Source organism: Sphingobacterium bambusae (assembly GCF_033955345.1).
In the GTDB taxonomy this organism is placed as follows: domain Bacteria; phylum Bacteroidota; class Bacteroidia; order Sphingobacteriales; family Sphingobacteriaceae; genus Sphingobacterium; species Sphingobacterium bambusae.
The window spans coordinates 1,198,034-1,215,889 of record NZ_CP138332.1 but is presented as its reverse complement, the minus strand read 5'-3'; the positions used below and the strand labels follow the sequence as shown (position 1 = coordinate 1,215,889).

The following is a 17,856-nucleotide window of genomic DNA, read 5'->3' as shown; positions in this document are numbered from 1 at the left end:
TATGATGAAAGCGATTTTAATAGACGACGAAACGTCCAACTTGGAGAACCTTCGAACTTTGCTGGAAACGTACTGTCCGCAGGTAGCGGTCATGGCGATGGCACAAAGTGTTGGTGAGGCGGTGGACGCCATCGGGAGATGTTTGCCAGATTTGGTGTTTTTAGATATTCATATGGGCGATAAAACAGGTTTTGATGTGTTAAAAATGCTTCCAGCGCGCAATTTCGAGATTATTTTTGTGACGGCCTATGACCAGTACGGGATCCAAGCTGTAAAATTTGCTGCACTGGATTATCTTTTAAAGCCTATAGATATTGAAGAGCTGAGGGATGCTGTAAACAAGGCTGAACATAAATTAGCGAGGCGGATACCGACTTCACAGCTCGATTTTTTATTGCAGCAGCTAAAAGTACCGGAATTGAATGCCAGCAAAATTGCACTGCCTATGCAAAATGAAATACGATATGTAACGCTGTCGGATATTATACGTTGCGAAGCTGATAATACGTATACGCATTTCTTCCTAGCAGGCAGTGAGAAAATATTAGTCTCTAAATCATTGAAAGAATACGCAGATCTGCTGTGGCCCAATGGATTTTTAAGAACGCACCAAAGCCATCTGGTAAATCCTACGTATGTAAAAAGCTGGTTGAAAGAAGATGGTGGTATGCTTCTCTTAACGTCTGGAGAAAAAATCCCTATTTCTAAACCGAATAGGGATAGGGTGAAGCAAGCCTTGAAACAGCTTTAACCAATATTCGAAGCTACATGGCATTGCTTTGTACTATATAGTCTATTTAGCATTGGGGCACAAAAAATGCCCAATCATTCGAGTGAGCTTTTCTAATTTTTCCATGTGGATATTTTTTAAACACCCTATCCTAGTTGCTTACTTGTTGAGGAGCTTTTCCAGTAATTCTACTTTTGCTTTTTCGGCATCTAACAGGCGTTCATATAGCTCAACAATTTTATCGGTTGTATTAAATGTGGGTAGGTAATTCAGTGAACTCGCTATCAGCGTGGAGTTATCACTACTCGTGTTGTGGTAGGTATTATTGATAATATTAAAGACAGCTTCTTCACTAAAGTTTTCGATAGCTTCGGGCGTTACGCCGAGAATAGTAGCCACTTGTGCGAGCAGCTTGGCTTCAATGGTTTCGCTTTTTTCTATATTGGAGACGGATTGTTGGCTAACGCCCAATTCGATAGCTAACGCTTCCTGCTTCATGCCCCGTAGCTCGCGGATGCGGCTGATTTTTCTTCCGATATGATTTTTTGCTTCTGCTATACCCATAATCCAAAGTTAAAAAATATTAGGTTATTAAGTTATAAAATATCTTGCGTTGATGCAATATAATGGGGTAGGTAAAATACAATGGAAGCCGAATGCTTTACCTGTTTTTGGTGGTATTTTACAATGGGGTATCATTACGATCCGACATGCTATCGGCAGCACTTGTTGCTACAGCGCGAAAATAGCTCCTAGCCAAAAAGATGTGCGAAGTTTCTAATTTTTAGAGACCTGTTTTTTGTGCAGGAGTCCAAAAATCAAAACGATCGCGTAGGCAAACATAAGCCAAGAGGCGAAAGTTTTACTGTATATTTCCGGCATATTGGGGAATATTCGTTCAAAAAACTGGATGCAGACGGTATCGAGTAGCATACCGGGCAAAACCATCACACTTGCTGACTTTACGCTCTCTAGGTTATCTAACTTTAGTCTTTTAAAAACCGACGTGGAAATAAAGCCCAATGCAGGTATTAATATGCTATACAAAAATAGCATCAGCAGTGCGTTGTCAACAATAAAGAAATGTTGGCCTAGCAATCTGAACAACAGGGTTGCTGATAACCATACTAAAAAGCCGGTGGTAAAACTGATCAGCAGGTAGTTTTTCTTATTTGTTTTCATCGTTTGTCAATAAATTATTGGTCTTGCAAATGTAAGATGTTCTACTGTTATTGTTTGTGGTTTCTTCTATATTCTGTGATCCCGCTGGGAATTGTTGCGCCCCACCATCCCCAAGCATCACCCTGAACGAGCTTCGCTATGTTCGAACCCATCCCAACCCTTCTGTTCGAGCCCCAGCGGGATTTGCACCTAGTGCGAATATCAGCGCTTAAACAAAACGGGAAGGCTTCACTGTGTCTCGCTAAACTTACTTTGTTTCATTGTCCCTAAATTATAAAACTACATTAATAATCGTAGCTGTTTTAGGGGAAGATACATTTCTATCTCTATATATTTAAGTGCTTTTCAGGTTGTATTCGAATTTTTAAGCGTTTTTCACAATTTGTAATTATTTTTCATGCCTTTGAGTTGTAATTAAAATTCATGTAGTATTATGGAAAATAATCGTTTTTCATACCTTGTAAGCATTTTTCAGGATAGATTAATGCCTGAAGAGGGCTATTTAGTAGGATATGCAGCCCTGATACAAGCGTATGGTCTGCACGTGCCCTTGCCGGATGTGCTTTCCGTTATCAGCCATAAGCACAGGCAATACAGGAACATAGAATGGCAGATATTTACCCCAAGACATAAACCGGAAGACTCATTGATAGGCCACCTGACATTTGCCTTGAAATACGAAGGCATAGAATTGTACCTGTTAAAAGAGCTTTTCACAATCCTGGACGCAAATGATTTGGCAGCATTGATGGCCGAGGAACCCAATGGGTAATACAGAAGAAAAATATGGTTTTTGTACGAATGGCTGACAGGAACAAGGTTGGATTTGGCTGATCTTACGATGGGTAATTACATTGAACTCGTAGATACCAAAATACAGTACGGGCTGAACCAGGTTATAGAAACCGTTAAGAGACAGCGTATCCGTAATAACTTACCGGGAACAAAAGAATATTGCCCTATGATAAGGAAGACAGAAAAACTGGAACAGTTTATTGGTTTTGGTCTGTCCGGAAAAATCAAGGATATTATTGGAAACATACATCCCGATGTTATGGCAAGGACGACCACATTTCTTCTACTTAAAGATTCCAAATCATCATTTGCCATTGAGGGTGAAACACCGCTACAGAATAGGGCAAAGCGTTGGGGTAAAGCCATTGGCCAGGCCGGACAGGAAGCCGTTACGGCAGAAGAACTAATCCGTCGGCAACGTATCGTTATAGACAATCCAAGGTTTACCAAAATGGGTCTCCGGAAACAGGAAGGTTTTATTGGTGAACATGACCGGCGTTATGGCACGCCTATTCCTGACCATATATCTGCCCGATGGAAAGATGTTAAAGACCTCATTTCAGGGCTGATTGCCACCAATGCACGATTAGAAAAAGATCTCGACTTTGATGCCGTGCTGGCTGCAGCTATAACCGCATTCGGCTTTGTGTTTATCCATCCTTTTGTAGATGGTAACGGACGTATTCACCGATACCTCATCCATCATGTACTGTTAAAGAAAGAATACGTTACCAGAGGATTGATTTTTCCGGTATCATCTATAATTCTTGAACGCCTTGATGAGTATCGTCAGGTACTTGAAGCATTCTCGGAACCACGCATCGAAAAAATACAATGGCGGCCGGATGACAGTAATAATGTGGAAGTGTTGAATGAAACGGCAGATCTGTACCGTTACTTCGATGCTACCCGGCAAGCAGAATTTTTGTACGATTGTGTACGGCAGACCATTGAGCATACCATACCGGAAGAAGTGGATTACCTTGAAAAGTATGATCTGATGAAAGATTACCGGATCAAGCAGAATCTTTGGGGGGCATAGAATAAATTCTTAGCTTAGCGCTCTTAAAATAGATTACCTTGCAAGACGCTGAACGTAAATTACTGTCTTTATTGATGCCCGAAGGGCTTTTAGATTATTTTGATATTATTGATGTTTCCAAGGTTGATGGAGAACTTCACATCTATCTTGATGAAAGAAACATTGCCCCCTCAGGCTATGAAAACAGTAAGCTGGAATCCAAAGGCTTTATGCCGGTTTCCCAGATCAAGGACTTTCCCATCCGGGGCCAAAAAGTCACCCTACATATCAGACGTAGACGTTGGACCGTGCTGGATACACGGGAGATCATTACCAGGGATTGGAACCTCGTTCATGAAGGTGCTCGGATGACTACGGAATTCGGGCTTTTTTTAAAGGGGATATTTGGATAACCATCCCATCAGTGCGCATCTTTTGGGACTTCTCTTTCAGCTGGATGGTAAGCAGCTGCAGGATCAGTACAGGAACCATCTGAGCGACTTTCATGATTGGGATCAGAAACACCACGCCGAGTACTGGACGGTATTTCCGGCAAATATCTCCGAGCGGCTGAGTATCGATGAGACCAGTTTTAGCAATGGCGAACTCTATACCGTTGTGGGCAGCAAAGCCTCCAAGGGAAGAAAAGGCACCATCCTGGCCAGCATTAAGGAAACAAAGGCAGAAGATATCATCGCTGTACTGGAACGTATCCCGCTCAGGTTGAGAAATAAAGTTCGTGAGGTAACGATGGATATGGCTCCCAATATGGCAAAGGCAATCCGCCGGTGTTTTGGGAATGCCAGAAGGGTCATCGATAGGTTCCATGTGCAGAAACTGGTTTATGATGCCGTTCAGGAACTGCGTATAAGGTACCGTTGGGAGGTGCTGGATGAAGAAAGTAAGAAGATCGCCAGTGCACGTAAGAAAGGTATTCCCTACGATCCTGAGCTGCTGTCCAATGGCGATACCATCAAACAGCTATTGGCAAGATCAAGATACCTGCTGTTCAAACATCCTTCAAAATGGACAGAAAGCCAAAAGCACCGTGCGGAAATCTTATTTGCACGTTTTCCCCTGTTAAAGAAAGCGTATGATTTGGCGATGGCACTGGGAGATATCTTCAACAAATGCAAGGATAAGATGGTAGCTTTTACCAAGCTTGGTCTGTGGCACAATCAGGTAGAAAACTCCGGTATCGCATCTTTTGAGAGTGTTGCCCGGTCAATTGCAGCACACCACACGGATATCCTTCACTACTTCGACAATAAAAGTACAAATGCTTCAGCGGAATCCTTCAATGCAAAACTTAAGGCCTTTAGGAGTATATTCCGCGGAGTCAGGGATACAAAATTCTTCCTGTACAGGGTAATGAAATTATATGCTTAAATTTTATCCCCCCAAGAATTCGGTATGATCCAGATTACCTTGATAATATTTTTGAGATGCCCGATACAATAGTTGCATTGCTGGTACGTTTCCTGGAACAGGGTAAAGGCAAGCTTTCGGATCGGGCGAAGAATAAGGAGTTTAACGTACTTTCAGCAGATGAGATTGCCCGTATTGAAGATCGTTACAGGGAGATATTTCAGTCTCAGGATCAAGCATTACCCTGAACGAGCTTCGCTATGTTCGAACCCATCCCAACGCTTCTGTTCGAGCCACAGCTAGGTGACAAAAAAAAGCAACTCTTTTGGAGTTGCTTTTTTTGTGATCCCGCTGGGATTCGAACCCAGGACCCATACATTAAAAGTGTATTGCTCTACCAGCTGAGCTACGGAATCTTACTTCTATCTTTTCGAAGGAGCCTTCGTTGTTTGAAGTGATGCAAAGGTATAAAAAATGTTGATTTGAGCCAAATCAAAGCGGTTTTATTTTTTATCGATGCTATTAAATGCTTGTTTTTCAGTTTGAAAAAATGGTCAAAAAATCATTTTTGCGCAGATCATACGGTCCACATTGTTGAGGTCTTTTCGTAAGCGGACGTCTTCGAAACCTTTTTTACGCAACAGGTCTAACGTTTGCTGGCCGAGGTACTGGTTGATCTCGAAGAACAGGGCACCTTGATGCTCCATATGCTTTTTGGCGAGGTCTGCTGCCACATTATAGAAAAGCAAAGGGTTGTGCTCTTCGACGAATAAGGCCGAATGGGGTTCATACTGCAAGACATTGATATGCATCTGGGCCTGCTCGTTGGGCGTGATATAAGGCGGGTTGCTGACGATGACGGTGTAGCGTTGGCTATCCTGCATAAAGCTATCCCACTCCAAGACATCGGCCTCTATAAAGTTGACCTGCACCCCCAGTCGAGCAGCATTATCTCGGGCTACGGCGATAGCGTCTTTGGAGATATCTAGCGCCTCGACGCGTGCATGGGGAAGATGCTTGGACAGGGTGATGGCGATGCTGCCGGAGCCTGTGCCGATATCCAATATGGACAGGTCGCGGGTATTTCCGTATTCCTTCATGATCCAGTCAACGAGTTCTTCGGTCTCTGTTCGGGGAATCAGTGTATGCTCGTTGACCTTAAAACGGAGGCCAAAGAAATCGGCCTCACCAATAATATGCTGGATAGGGCGGCCGCGCTGTAGTTCCTGCAGCATGTGTAGGAACTGGTTTGCAATATCGTCTGCTACCGGCATATGGCGTTCGAGTGCATAGTGCAGCGGCTTTTTGTGGCTGATGAAGCTATAGGCCAACAGAAAAAGCTGCTTGCTTTCGTCCGCATCGTAGAGCGTGGCAAGTTGCTTGCTGTATTCATCTGCCCAAGCTTGGTAATCTTTCATGATGCAAACTTACAAAAGCTGCCTACACTTTTTATATTCTTTGCTAAATACTAAGTTTGTATCATGGTACATGATGAAGCATATATGCGCCGCTGCCTTGATTTGGCCGTGTTGGGTGCAGGAACGGTAAGTCCGAATCCGATGGTGGGCGCCGTGATCGTTTGCGATGGACAGATTATAGGAGAGGGCTACACATCGCCCTATGGCGGCCCGCACGCCGAGGTCAACGCCGTGCGGAATGCCATGCATATGCTGGGCGAGGAGGAGGCCTTGCAGCGCTTTCGCCGGGCTACGATCTATGTGAGCCTAGAGCCTTGTGCGCATCATGGAAAAACACCTCCCTGCGCGGATATGCTCGTGCGCCATCAGTTTGCGTGCGTGGTGATCGGCTGCTTAGATCCTTTCGCGAAGGTCAACGGGCAGGGGCTGCAGAAATTACAAGATGCCGATATCGACACGAGGGTAGGTGTTTTGGAAGCCGAATGCCGGTTTATGAACCGACGTTTCTTTACGCGAATCACCCAACAACGACCTTACGTGATTTTGAAGTGGGCCGAAACAAGCAACGGCCTGTTTGCGCCAGTCGAACCAGGGCAGGCCTGGATAAGCAACGCGGCCAGTAAGCAGCTGGTGCACAAGTGGCGTGCAGAGGAAGATGCGGTGTTGGTGGGTACAGCCACAGCGCTGCTCGATAACCCTTCCTTAACGGTTAGGTTGCGGAAAGGGCGCAATCCGAAGCGTGTACTTATTGACCGGGACTTGGTGGTTCCTGCAGAGGCCGCCCTGTATGACGGGGAGGCGGAGACCATTGTTTTCAATGCGAAGGAAACCGATTGGCAGGCCAAGCGGAAGCTGATTGCGCTAGAGAATTTTCCGCTTTACTTGCCGCAGAATATTTTATACCAGCTTTATCTGATGGATGTGCAGTCGATCATTATTGAAGGTGGTGTAAAAACATTGCAGCTCTTTATTGATGCCGGTGTGTGGGACGAAGCTCGCGTTTTTGTATCGACAGCCAGCTGGGATCAGGGCATAGCTTCTCCGGCGTTGAACCGCAGTCCAGCGTCATCGGTAGCAGTAGGGAGCGATACCTTGTCTTATTACTTCAATAGGTAAGCGTTAATAAACTTTAGGACTATCGAGCAGGTCGGCCACGTAGCCGAGCACCTCTTGTTCCGTGTGTCCATCCTCCAACATGGAGAAGGTGAGGTATGCTGCGTATATCTCTGCGCTAAAGAGCACATGCTTATCCGCGATAATATTGTCGATCACCTCTTCGTTGACTGCTATGCCGATATGTTGCAACTCGTTGTGTAGGTTGGTCGAAATACTGCAATGATCTTCTCCCGACGCGAAAGCGACGATGATGTGTAAAAGCAATTTGTCTAAAATTTCTGGGCTTATTTTGGCTGCCTTTTCTCCGTAAGTGTTTACATCAATTCTGTTCTTAGCACTATGGACAATCTTATCCCATATCAGGTATTCTGTTTTTGTGTGCATAATAAAAGAAGTTTATAATCTACCCTAAAGTTAGTAAAAAGAAGAGATATGTAAAACTGTAATCTGCATTTTATAAAACTAGGTGCTGCTGAAGATTGTTATCCCTATAGTTTACAGGTTTAAAAAAAGGAGGAAACATGATACCAGAACCAGATAATAGAAAGCCCGAAGAGGAAGAAGAAGGTGCTGCGAGACCGTCGGAAGATCTCAGCTATGACTCAGAAAAGTCATCCTACGTATATGATGTGGATAATGAAGATCCCGATTATGAGCATCCGGCAGACTATCCGACACTGAGTGAAGGCGCCGAAGATGACGACTCGAGCTATGATGAGGCCAATCCCTTTGTAGGGGACGAGTATGCCGATAAAGACGAACTTAAGGGCGAAAATCTAGAAAATTCAAATATGCATATTGTGGGTGAAGATGGCTTGAAAGTGAGTGCCTACGACAAAAAGCTGGCCGAGGATATGGAGGACTATCGGGACGATTTGGACGAGGAAGGATATCCGAAATAAAATTAAATTTTCTGATTATCAGTATTCTAAAAGGAGTGAGGTTGAAAAATTTCGCTCCTTTTGTTTTTAATTCCTATTTTTATGTAACGACTATAAACTACTTTTAATCAACTGTAAACTACTATTCTTATGACTACTTACATTTGCTTATTTCCTGTTTTTCTGAAGTTCGAAAAATCACCTCGGCTGCTCTAATCTACCGCGGTCGATTGACTTTTTAATTCGGCATTTAGAAAAAAGTGCTCATCCGCGAATTTCGTGACCCTGGCTGCACCAGGCCAACGGAGCTTCGGAGGGTTATTGTCTTTTCTTTTGGGATGATGCTTTCTTTGATCGCAAGGTATGTACAGCCTTGTGCATGGCCGTGCCATGTCCTGACCCGCCGATTTAAACCCACATGATACGATGTGGCTGTGGCTACATCGCTGAACAGCGGTGTATTTCTTTGCATTTTTCTAATCATCATAAACTCATACTTATGCGAACAACACAAAGCTACAAGAAAGATTTTCGGCGTTTTCTCTATGTAGGGACGTCCATCTTGACTTGTTTTGGTTCCCTGCGCAGTGAAAGCGTGTATGCTTCAGGAGACCACCAGCTCCTGTCTGCACAGCTACAGCAGGAAAAAATTACGGTAAAGGGCGTGGTACGAAACCAAGAAAACGGCGAAGGAGTGCCGGGCGTTACCGTGACGGTGGTGGGCGCCAGCCTAGCCACCACCACCGACGCCAAGGGATACTATGAACTGCCCGAGGTGCCCGCCAATGGGCAACTGCACTTCAATATGGTAGGGATGGATCCGGTAACGGAACAGGTGAATGGCCGGGCATCTATCGATGTGCTGCTACTGACCTCCAATGCCAATATTGACGAGGTGGTCGTGGTAGGATATGGCACCCAAAAGCGGGAGACCGTTACGGGATCGGTTGTGGCGGTGAAAGGCGAGGAGCTGCAAAAGTCGCCCGCACTGAATGTTTCCAATGCTATTGCGGGACGCGTGCCAGGGGTGATAGCCACGAATGGCAGCGCAGAGCCTGGCTACGACGGATCGGCTATCCGAATTCGGGGATCCAACACGCTGGGCGATAGCGGCCCACTGATTGTGATCGATGGGATACCAGCGCGGCAGGGAGGCTTTGAACGCCTAAACCCGGGCGACATCGAAAATATTTCTGTGCTGAAGGATGCCTCGGCCGCCATTTATGGTGCTCGAGCCGCCAATGGGGTTATTTTGGTGACCACCAAACGTGGTAAAACCGGAAAGCCTAAATTGTCGTACACCTTTAATCAAGGTTATTCGCAACCTACGGTTATCCCTAAGCTGGCCGACGCCAACCAATATGCCGAGATGCGCAACGAGCTGGAGATATTTAAACTGCCGGTGGCAGAGTGGTCTACGGCCCTGAACGGATTCAATACCAATGGAAACTACCTGCGCCCCAACGGAACCACGCTGGAGGCACCCTTTACGCCAGAAGATAAAACACTCTTCGCGGATGGTAGCGATCCTTGGGGACATCCTAATACCGACTGGTACAAGGCTACGTTGAAAAATTGGTCGCCACAGCAACGGCATAATGTACAGATTGATGGCGGGACAGAAGATATGCGCTACCTCTTGTCCATGGGATACCAAAATCAAGACGGTTATTACAAAAATTCTGCAACCGGTTACCAGCAGTACGATTTCCGGATAAACTTGGATGCCAATATCAGTCCCTACATCAAAACACAGTTTGGCGTGCTGGGTAGGCAAGAGGATCGTAACTTCCCGACGAAGACCGCCGGGACGATCTTTCGGATGCTGATGCGCGGAAACCCGACTATGCCTGCCTTTTGGCCCAATGGGATGCCGGGGCCAGATATTGAGTATGGTGAAAATCCAGTCGTGATAACGACCGATCAAACGGGGTACAACCGCGACAAACGCTACTACCTGCAAACCAACGGACAGGTAGACATCACGAACCCTTGGGTGGAAGGCCTGAAGCTATCGCTCAATGCGTCGGTGGATAAGTATATTAAGAAAACCAAAAATTGGGAGATTCCTTGGTATCTGTACACTTGGCAGGGAGCCTATGAGGATGATGGCGTGACGCCGCAATTGGTGCGCGGCATCCGGGGGCCTGCAGAGCCGCGCTTGACCCACGAGGACGAAGACCAGCTCAATATGCTTTTGGGGGCGGTGCTCAGCTACGACAAAACCATTGGCGACCACAGCTTGAGCTTGCTCGCCGGTGTCAATCGCGAAACCATTCGCAACGACTACTTAAGCGCCTTTAGGCGATATTTCCTATCAACCGACATTGATTACCTTTTTGCCGGTGGCGATGCCGAGAAGGATAATAATGGTGGTGCCTGGGAACGTGCACGTTTGAACTACTTCGGACGGGTGGGCTACAACTATAAGCGAAAATACATAGGGGAGTTTCTGTGGCGTTATGACGGTTCGTATATGTTTCCGGAGAACACGCGCTATGGATTTTTTCCCGGTGTGATGTTGGGCTATTTGGTGTCGGAGGAGAAGTTTTGGAAAGACAATATTCCGGTGGTAAACTACTTCAAGCTGCGGGCATCCTACGGGCAGATGGGTAACGACAATATTTTTTACGACGACGAACTGCAGGAATACCAATATTTTTCGACCTATGCCTTCGGGAGTTACATCATTGGCGGCGATGTAGTGAAATCCTTGTTTGAAAGTAGGGTTCCGAATCGCTTCATCACCTGGGAGGTGGCCAATAACTACAACTTGGGGATAGACCTACAGCTATTTGGCGGAAAAATGAATGCCGAGTTTGACGTGTTCCGCAATAGTCGGGAAAGTATCCTGTGGCAGCGTAATGCTTCCATACCACACAGTAGCGGTATGACACTTCCGGCGGAAAACATCGGTAAGGTAGATAACTCGGGTTGGGAATTTAACGTGGGCTGGCAGGATAAGATCGGTGAAGTGGGCTACCGCGTATCCGTGAACGGGGGCTATGCGAAAAACAAGATTATCTTTTGGGACGAAGCACCGGGCGCACCGCTATGGCAACAGAGCACAGGGCGTGCCATCAATGCCGGTCTATACTATATCTATGATGGCGTTTTTCGCGATCAAGCGGAGATCGATGCCAACAGCCTCGACTATGGCGATATTACGAGCAACCTGCGCCCCGGCGATATGAAGTATGTGGATTATGACGGGGATGGCAAGATAACGCCCAACGACCGTGTGCGCCGTGATAAAAATACTGACCCCACCTTTCAGGGCGGGATTAACCTGAGGGTGACTTACAAGAATTTCGATCTGAGTATCCTGTTTCAGGGAGCAACGGGCGGAGAGCTGCGCGTGGGCACGGATGAATCGGGGGCCATCGGTAACTATTTGCTAGATTTCTATGAAAACCGTTGGACGGTGGATAATCCGAGCAGCGAACATCCGCGCATCACGGATCGTAGCGACCAATATTACTCCAATAACAATACCTACTGGTTGCGCAGCACCGATTACATCCGCTTGAAGAATGTGGAGCTGGGCTATAACCTTCCTTCGTCGGTGTTGGAGAAAATAAAGATCAGCAACCTGCGTGTGTTTTTAAGCGGGTTGAACCTAATTACTTGGAGCAAATTGAAGGTGTACGATCCCGAGTCGACCAATCAGCTTGGACAATATTATCCGCAAGCGCGATTGATCAATGGTGGGGTGATGGTATCATTTTAAACGATGGAATACATGAACAAGTTAAGATATATGATATGCGCTGGACTGGCGCTGGTATTGGCGACAGCATGCAACGATGATTTTGTGAGCACGCAACCGCTGGAAGAAGTGCCCAATGAGATTGTGTGGCAAAATGCCGCATTGGCGGAAGCCTTTGTTTTTGAGATATACAATGGCTTCGGTGTGGGCGGCTTTTATGAAGAGCAGATGGCATCACTGACGGATGAAGCCCTGTTTACACACCCCGGACGGGGAATTAACACGGTAACCGAAGGGCGAGCAAACGATGCCGACCAAGGCCGATTAATGGATACCTATAGCTACGAGCAGATGTACATTCGGATACGCGCCAGCAATATTGCGATCCGCAACCTGCGTGAACCGCAGTTTGATAATGCGGCACGTGCCAACCAGCTTTTGGGCGAAGCCTATTTTTTGCGGGCTTATTTCTATCAGCAACTTTTGCGTACCTATGGTGCGGTTCCGCTGATCGATTTTACCTTTAATCTGGAAGATACGGATCATTCGCTACCGCGGAATACCTATGCCGAGTGTGTGGATTTTATCGTGAACGACTGCGATTCGGCAGCGCTGCTACTGGATGGGGTGGCACGGGTAGACGGCCGGGTAAACGAGGTGGCGGCGCTGGCGCTCAAAGCACGCGTATTGACCTATGCGGCCAGCGACCTGCATGACAACGCAACGGCAAAGTCAAAATCTACCTTGATAAACGGCTATGCCGATGCCGCATTCATTGGCTACAGCACAGGCAGTAGAGCCGAACGATGGAACCTGGCGAAGCAGGCTTCCAAGGCTGTGTTAGACCATACGGAATATGCCTACAAGCTGGACCTGACCGAAAAAGCCACAGCCGAAGAAGGAGAAGCCAACTATAATGCGATTGCGATGGGTGGAGGAAGCAAGCTGGGCGATGCCGCAGGCAAGAGCGATCTGATATTGGGGCGGTTTTTCAACGACCTGAAGGATGAGCGCGGCGGTTGGGTAGGCCGCGACAATGGGCCTAACGGCTACCATAACTGGGCGGGCAACACGCCGACACAGCTTTTGGTGGACGACTATGAAATGATCGATGGAACGCGCTTTGACTGGAATAACGCGACACACAAGGCGGCACCCTATCAAAATCGCGATCCGCGGCTGTATGCCACGATCCTGTATGATGGGGCCGACTGGAAGCCGCGCACCGACGATGTGAAGGCGCGGGATCCGTTTAACCAAATTCAGACCGGTCAATATGAAGTGATGAATAACGCGGGGGCAAAAGTGGTGCAGTATGGGCTGGATACCCGCAATAGTCCCATTGAAGATTGGAACGGTTCGTACACGGGCTACTACTACCGCAAATTTGTGGATGCCGATCCGGCGATCATTGACCAGAATACGAGGCAACGGATCCCATGGCCATTGTTGCGCTACACGGAGGCAGTTTTAAACTATGTGGAAGCCTGTATTGAACTGGGGGAGGAAGCAGAAGCTTTACTTTGGCTCAACAGAATTCGTTTTCGTGCGGGAATGCCGGCAGTGACCGATGCTGGAGAAGCCCTGCGCACACGGTACCGCAATGAGCGCCGTGTAGAGTTGGCCTACGAAGAGCATCGTTACTTTGATACGCGCCGCTGGATGATTGCTGCACAGACCTTAGGACGAAAGGCTAGCATTATCCGTATCGAAGGTAGGTTGAAGGCCGGAAAGGTGGTGAACCGCTACCAGTATAATCCGGAAAATTATACCTATACCTACACCGTAGGAACGATAGATCCCGGTATTGAAAATCGCGCTTGGAATGACAAGATGTATTTTACATCCTTCCACCGCGATGAGATAAACAGAAATACTAAGCTGGTGCAAAATCCAGGCTATTAAAAAAGAAGGAGGCGGAAGCCTCCTTCTTTTCGTAAATATAAACGCTATATTAAAATTTGTTGAATACGGGTGGATTATGGTTGTATTTTCTTGAAGATTCACTAAATTACACCACATGAAAGATGCTCATCAACACAAATCGTTGGACGACGTACACGAAAGTGTATCGGTGCATCAGGGGAAATCAAAACTAAAGCGTTTACTAAGTTTTTTTGGTCCGGCCTATCTGATCAGTGTCGGCTATATGGATCCGGGAAATTGGGCGACAGATTTGGCTGGTGGAAGCCAGTTTGGCTATGCGCTGCTATGGGTGTTGTTGATGAGTAACCTGATGGCGCTACTTTTGCAAAGCCTGTGTGCCCGATTGGGTATTGTGCGCGGTAAGGATTTGGCGCAGTGCAACCGGGAGATATACCCCAAGCGCATGAACTTTGTGCTGTATGTACTTGCCGAGCTTGCCATAGCGGCCTGTGACTTGGCGGAGGTGCTGGGTATGGCCATAGGCTTAAACCTGCTTTTTGGTATCGATATATTGTGGGGCGTCTTGATCAGCTTTGTGGATACCTTCCTGTTGCTGTATTTGCAACGCTTGGGCATGCGCAAGCTGGAGCTTTTTATCGTGGGCCTTATCGCCTTGATTGGTATGTGCTTTTTGGTGGAGATGTTTTTTGCCCAGCCGCAGCTGGGCGAGGTGATGCAAGGGTTTGTTCCATCGTTGCCCAACAATGCGGCGCTGTATATTGCCATCGGTATTATAGGGGCCACCGTGATGCCGCACAACCTCTACCTGCACTCTGCCTTGGTGCAGACCCGCAAAATCGAGAAAACACCTGTTGCCATACGTCGGGCTATAAAGTACAATTTTTTTGATAGCGCCATTGCGCTTAATATCGCTTTTTTCGTTAATGCGGCTATCTTGATTTTGGCAGCATCGGTTTTTCATAAAAACGGCATGCACGATGTCGCCGAGCTTCAGGATGCCTACCGGCTGCTGGGCACAACGCTGGGCACCGACTGGGCGCCCAAATTATTTGCGGTAGCCCTGATTTTGGCTGGGCAGAGTTCGACGATTACCGGAACCTTGGCGGGGCAGATCGTGATGGAAGGCTACCTTCGTCTGCGTATTAGCCCGCTGCTGCGCCGCTTGCTAACACGCTTGCTGGCTATTGTGCCCGCGGTCGTGGTGATTGTGCTCTTTGGTGACAAAGAGGTGGGGCAGATGCTTATTTTCTCGCAGGTGCTCTTAAGTATGCAGCTTGCTTTTGCGGTGATTCCATTGATTCATTTTGTGAGCGATAGGGAGAAGATGGGAGAGTTTGTTATTGGGCCCTATCTTCGTTTTTTCAGTTGGCTGATTGCTGCTGTTATTGCTGTGCTCAACTTTCAGTTGGTTTTTGAGGAAGTGCGCGGATGGTTACAAGATGTGGACAATATTTTCCTGCAGGCGTTGATTGTTGTTGGCGCATTGGGACTATTGCTGCTGTTATTGATGACTATTGTGTACCCGTGGGTGATGAAGCGTAAACCGACGCGCTTGGATGTGCACGCTTCTTTTGAAGAGATGGAATTTCGAGCGGCATCATCGTTCCGCACGATTCTTTTGGCCTTGGATTTTTCCAAATCCGACGAGAAGGTGATTAGCCAAGTGCTGCAATATAGCCCCAGTAGCTGTAAGCTGTTGTTGATTCACGTGGTGGAGAGTGCTAGTGTAAAGTATACCGGCGGCCTAAGTGACGACTTGGAGGCTAGGGAAGATATGGAGCGTTTAAAGCAGTATGCGGCACTGTTGCGCGAGCGCAACTATGAGGTAGACTATGCGTTGCGGTACAACAATCGGATAAAAGCGATCAAGGAATGCTGCGAACAGCACGGAGCAGATCTGCTGATCGTTGGTAGCCACGGGCATACCGGTTTGAAAGATATTATTTTTGGTGAAACAGTGAACAAATTAAGGCACGCAGTCAAGATACCCGTATTGATTGCACAATAAATAGCATATTATGCATATATCATTAAAAGGAAAAAGAGCATTGGTGGGCGGAAGCAGTTCCGGCATTGGAAAAGCTATTGCCATGGCCTTGGCCGCTTGCGGCGCGGAGGTGGTTTTGATGGCTAGAAATGAAGATAAGCTAAGAGCGGTGCTCAAGGAGTTGGATGCAACCGATAACCAACACCACAGCTACCTGCTGACAGATTTTAACGATTACGATACCCATAAAGAGAAGATGAGTCATTTTTTTGCGAATGACAATGTCGATATCTTGGTTAATAATACCCATGGCCCTTCGGCGGGTAATCTTTTTTCTAAAGAAGAGCAAGATTACCAAGGAGCGTTCGAGCTGTTGTTTCAAAATGCCGTGTTTACCACTTCGCTAGCCATACCCTACATGCAGGATCAAAAGTTTGGACGGGTGATCAATGTTTCTTCGATGACCGTGAAAAAACCTAGCGACAGCCTTATTTTATCGAACACGATGCGGACAGCGCTGGCTAGCTGGAGCAAATCGTTGGCCACGGAAGTGGCCAAGCACAATATCACGGTGAACTCCGTATTGACGGGTTTTTTCGATACCGATCGGCTTAATGCACTGATGAAGCTACAGGCGGAGCGGCAGGATCTGTCTTTTGCGGATGTAAAAAAAGCACGTATCTCTTCCATCCCGATGCGTAGATTGGGGCGACCGGAAGAATACGGCAGTTTGGTTGCTTTCTTGGCTTCCGAACAAGCTTCTTTCCTAACGGGGACAGCCATTCCTCTGGATGGCGGATCAAGCACCGCTTTTTTGTAGCTAGTCTTTTTCCAACTCTTTGCGATAGTGTTTGAGTTGTTCCTGTATGGATTCGTCCAGCTCGGGGTAGTCAATATCCTTGTATTTGGAGAGTTTTTCCAGTAGGATTTTCGCGACTAGGTAGCGCGCCACATCTTTATTGTCTGCCGGAATAATATGCCAAGGGGCATGTGGCTTGCTCGTTTGCTGAATGGCTTCCTCATAGCAATCCATATAACGATCCCATAGCTTTCTTTCGGCCAAATCGGCGGGGGAGAATTTCCAATTGTGCTCGCCTTTGTCTAACCGGCGCAACAGCCTAGTTTTCTGTTCTTCCTTGCTGAGGTGCAAGTAAAACTTGAGGACAATCATTTTGCCTTCGGTCAGCAATTTTTCGAAGTTATTGATTTGTGTAAAGCGATCTTTCCAAAATGTTTTCGGAATATCTTTGACCTCCTCAATTCCGGGTAGGTTTTCATGCAGTAGATACTCGGGATGCACACGGGTGACCAGTACATTTTCGTAATGTGTTCGGTTGAAGACGCCAAACTTTCCCTTTGCTGGAAGCTTGATGTAGTGTCGCCACAAAAAATCGTGCTGCAGTTCTAAGGAGGTGGGTGTTTTGAAGCTATTTACCTCTACACCGCGCGCGTTAAACTCTTTAAAGAGCTCGCGGATAAGACTATCTTTGCCGGCCGTATCCATACCTTGGAAACAGATGAGCACATTGTAGCGGTTATGTGCATACATCATGTCTTGGATCTTCGCTAATTTTTTGCGTATTTTCTTTAGCTCCTCTTTGGCCCATTCGGGGTTTATCTCGGCGGAGATATCGGTAGGGTATTTTTCCTGTTTAAAGCTTTTTGAGGCTTTAAACCGTTGTTCGTAGTTGCTCATCGTGTTTGCTTTTCATAAATATAATAAAAAACGTGTTAATAATTTTTTTTGTATGCTGAGTTTTAG

At 46.8% G+C, this 17,856-nt stretch carries 17 protein-coding genes and 1 tRNA gene; 12 read left to right on the top strand and 6 right to left on the bottom strand.

Annotated elements, in window-relative coordinates; translation table 11 throughout:
- Window position 1: 1 nt before the first annotated feature.
- Window positions 2-751, top strand: coding sequence for a LytR/AlgR family response regulator transcription factor (locus SCB77_RS05200; protein WP_320185372.1), 750 nt, complete (start codon window positions 2-4; stop codon window positions 749-751).
- A gap of 138 nt (window positions 752-889) precedes the next feature.
- Here the strand turns inward: SCB77_RS05200 and SCB77_RS05195 are convergent, their stop codons facing one another.
- Together SCB77_RS05195 and SCB77_RS05190 are read right to left on the bottom strand one after the other, a co-directional pair.
- Window positions 890-1,294: a helix-turn-helix domain-containing protein gene (locus SCB77_RS05195; protein WP_320185371.1), complete on the bottom strand. Its 405-nt coding sequence runs from the start codon at window positions 1,292-1,294 to the stop codon at window positions 890-892.
- 213 nt (window positions 1,295-1,507) lie between these two features.
- On the bottom strand, window positions 1,508-1,912 hold the full coding sequence (locus SCB77_RS05190; protein WP_320185370.1) for a DUF5367 family protein: 405 nt from the start codon (window positions 1,910-1,912) through the stop codon (window positions 1,508-1,510).
- A 433-nt stretch (window positions 1,913-2,345) separates the two neighbouring features.
- Here SCB77_RS05190 and SCB77_RS05185 point away from each other — a divergent pair, with 433 nt between their 5' ends.
- The 5 genes from SCB77_RS05185 (at window position 2,346) to SCB77_RS05165 (ending at window position 5,344) form a co-directional block, all read left to right on the top strand.
- A complete protein-coding gene (locus SCB77_RS05185; RefSeq protein WP_320185369.1) occupies window positions 2,346-2,684 on the top strand; it encodes a hypothetical protein in 339 nt (112 codons plus the stop codon).
- Window positions 2,685-2,873: 189 nt separating this feature from the next.
- Window positions 2,874-3,749 carry a Fic family protein gene (locus SCB77_RS05180; RefSeq protein WP_320185368.1) on the top strand — a complete coding sequence of 292 codons (876 nt, stop codon included), beginning with the start codon at window positions 2,874-2,876 and terminating at the stop codon, window positions 3,747-3,749.
- A gap of 38 nt (window positions 3,750-3,787) precedes the next feature.
- Window positions 3,788-4,141, top strand: coding sequence for an ISAon1 family transposase N-terminal region protein (locus SCB77_RS05175; RefSeq protein ID WP_320185153.1), 354 nt, complete (start codon window positions 3,788-3,790; stop codon window positions 4,139-4,141).
- Window positions 4,134-5,117, top strand: a complete 984-nt coding sequence (locus tag SCB77_RS05170) for an ISAon1 family transposase (RefSeq protein ID WP_320185367.1) — start codon at window positions 4,134-4,136, stop codon at window positions 5,115-5,117. Before SCB77_RS05175 ends, SCB77_RS05170 begins: the two co-directional genes overlap by 8 nt.
- A gap of 56 nt (window positions 5,118-5,173) precedes the next feature.
- Window positions 5,174-5,344 (top strand): hypothetical protein, encoded by a 171-nt coding sequence (locus tag SCB77_RS05165; RefSeq protein ID WP_320185366.1) that lies wholly within the window; start codon window positions 5,174-5,176, stop codon window positions 5,342-5,344.
- Between the two features lie 95 nt (window positions 5,345-5,439).
- On the opposite strand, the gene SCB77_RS05160 is transcribed toward SCB77_RS05165, so the two are convergent.
- Window positions 5,440-5,512 (bottom strand) — tRNA-Lys (locus tag SCB77_RS05160).
- Window positions 5,513-5,650: 138 nt separating this feature from the next.
- Window positions 5,651-6,514 (bottom strand): peptide chain release factor N(5)-glutamine methyltransferase, encoded by an 864-nt coding sequence (gene prmC / locus SCB77_RS05155; RefSeq protein ID WP_320185365.1) that lies wholly within the window; start codon window positions 6,512-6,514, stop codon window positions 5,651-5,653.
- Window positions 6,515-6,577: 63 nt separating this feature from the next.
- On the opposite strand from prmC, the gene ribD reads away from it, so the two are divergent.
- Window positions 6,578-7,630, top strand: a complete 1,053-nt coding sequence (ribD, locus tag SCB77_RS05150; RefSeq protein WP_320185364.1) for a bifunctional diaminohydroxyphosphoribosylaminopyrimidine deaminase/5-amino-6-(5-phosphoribosylamino)uracil reductase RibD — start codon at window positions 6,578-6,580, stop codon at window positions 7,628-7,630.
- Window positions 7,631-7,633: 3 nt separating this feature from the next.
- Here the strand turns inward: ribD and SCB77_RS05145 are convergent, their stop codons facing one another.
- Window positions 7,634-8,014 carry a hypothetical protein gene (locus tag SCB77_RS05145; protein ID WP_320185363.1) on the bottom strand — a complete coding sequence of 127 codons (381 nt, stop codon included), beginning with the start codon at window positions 8,012-8,014 and terminating at the stop codon, window positions 7,634-7,636.
- 137 nt (window positions 8,015-8,151) lie between these two features.
- Between SCB77_RS05145 and SCB77_RS05140 the strand changes: the two genes are divergently transcribed.
- The 5 genes from SCB77_RS05140 (at window position 8,152) to SCB77_RS05120 (ending at window position 16,914) form a co-directional block, all read left to right on the top strand.
- Complete coding sequence (locus SCB77_RS05140) at window positions 8,152-8,532, top strand: hypothetical protein (protein ID WP_320185362.1); 381 nt, start codon at window positions 8,152-8,154, stop codon at window positions 8,530-8,532.
- 478 nt (window positions 8,533-9,010) lie between these two features.
- Window positions 9,011-12,241 carry a SusC/RagA family TonB-linked outer membrane protein gene (locus tag SCB77_RS05135; protein ID WP_320185361.1) on the top strand — a complete coding sequence of 1,077 codons (3,231 nt, stop codon included), beginning with the start codon at window positions 9,011-9,013 and terminating at the stop codon, window positions 12,239-12,241.
- A gap of 12 nt (window positions 12,242-12,253) precedes the next feature.
- The gene (locus SCB77_RS05130) at window positions 12,254-14,125 is read left to right on the top strand and encodes a RagB/SusD family nutrient uptake outer membrane protein (protein ID WP_320185360.1); all 1,872 of its coding nucleotides are present in this window, start codon (window positions 12,254-12,256) and stop codon (window positions 14,123-14,125) included.
- A 115-nt stretch (window positions 14,126-14,240) separates the two neighbouring features.
- Entirely contained in the window at window positions 14,241-16,115 is a 1,875-nt protein-coding gene (locus SCB77_RS05125; protein ID WP_320185359.1) for an Nramp family divalent metal transporter, read from the top strand.
- A gap of 10 nt (window positions 16,116-16,125) precedes the next feature.
- Complete coding sequence (locus SCB77_RS05120) at window positions 16,126-16,914, top strand: SDR family oxidoreductase (RefSeq protein WP_320185358.1); 789 nt, start codon at window positions 16,126-16,128, stop codon at window positions 16,912-16,914.
- Here the strand turns inward: SCB77_RS05120 and SCB77_RS05115 are convergent, their stop codons facing one another.
- Window positions 16,915-17,790: a PPK2 family polyphosphate kinase gene (locus tag SCB77_RS05115; RefSeq protein WP_320185357.1), complete on the bottom strand. Its 876-nt coding sequence runs from the start codon at window positions 17,788-17,790 to the stop codon at window positions 16,915-16,917.
- Window positions 17,791-17,856 lie beyond the last annotated feature (66 nt).

Bases quoted from the DNA above. Each gene is read 5' to 3' on its own strand.
- SCB77_RS05140 (WP_320185362.1), top strand. From the start codon at position 8,152: ATGATACCAGAACCAGATAATAGAAAGCCCGAAGAGGAAGAAGAAGGT.
- ribD (WP_320185364.1), top strand. From the start codon at position 6,578: ATGGTACATGATGAAGCATATATGCGCCGCTGCCTTGATTTGGCCGTG.
- SCB77_RS05200 (WP_320185372.1), top strand. From the start codon at position 2: ATGATGAAAGCGATTTTAATAGACGACGAAACGTCCAACTTGGAGAAC.
- SCB77_RS05145 (WP_320185363.1), bottom strand. From the start codon at position 8,014: ATGCACACAAAAACAGAATACCTGATATGGGATAAGATTGTCCATAGT.
- SCB77_RS05125 (WP_320185359.1), top strand. From the start codon at position 14,241: ATGAAAGATGCTCATCAACACAAATCGTTGGACGACGTACACGAAAGT.
- prmC (WP_320185365.1), bottom strand. From the start codon at position 6,514: ATGAAAGATTACCAAGCTTGGGCAGATGAATACAGCAAGCAACTTGCC.
- SCB77_RS05195 (WP_320185371.1), bottom strand. From the start codon at position 1,294: ATGGGTATAGCAGAAGCAAAAAATCATATCGGAAGAAAAATCAGCCGC.
- SCB77_RS05135 (WP_320185361.1), top strand. From the start codon at position 9,011: ATGCGAACAACACAAAGCTACAAGAAAGATTTTCGGCGTTTTCTCTAT.
- SCB77_RS05180 (WP_320185368.1), top strand. From the start codon at position 2,874: ATGATAAGGAAGACAGAAAAACTGGAACAGTTTATTGGTTTTGGTCTG.
- SCB77_RS05165 (WP_320185366.1), top strand. From the start codon at position 5,174: ATGCCCGATACAATAGTTGCATTGCTGGTACGTTTCCTGGAACAGGGT.
- SCB77_RS05115 (WP_320185357.1), bottom strand. From the start codon at position 17,790: ATGAGCAACTACGAACAACGGTTTAAAGCCTCAAAAAGCTTTAAACAG.
- SCB77_RS05120 (WP_320185358.1), top strand. From the start codon at position 16,126: ATGCATATATCATTAAAAGGAAAAAGAGCATTGGTGGGCGGAAGCAGT.
- SCB77_RS05185 (WP_320185369.1), top strand. From the start codon at position 2,346: ATGGAAAATAATCGTTTTTCATACCTTGTAAGCATTTTTCAGGATAGA.
- SCB77_RS05130 (WP_320185360.1), top strand. From the start codon at position 12,254: ATGAACAAGTTAAGATATATGATATGCGCTGGACTGGCGCTGGTATTG.
- SCB77_RS05190 (WP_320185370.1), bottom strand. From the start codon at position 1,912: ATGAAAACAAATAAGAAAAACTACCTGCTGATCAGTTTTACCACCGGC.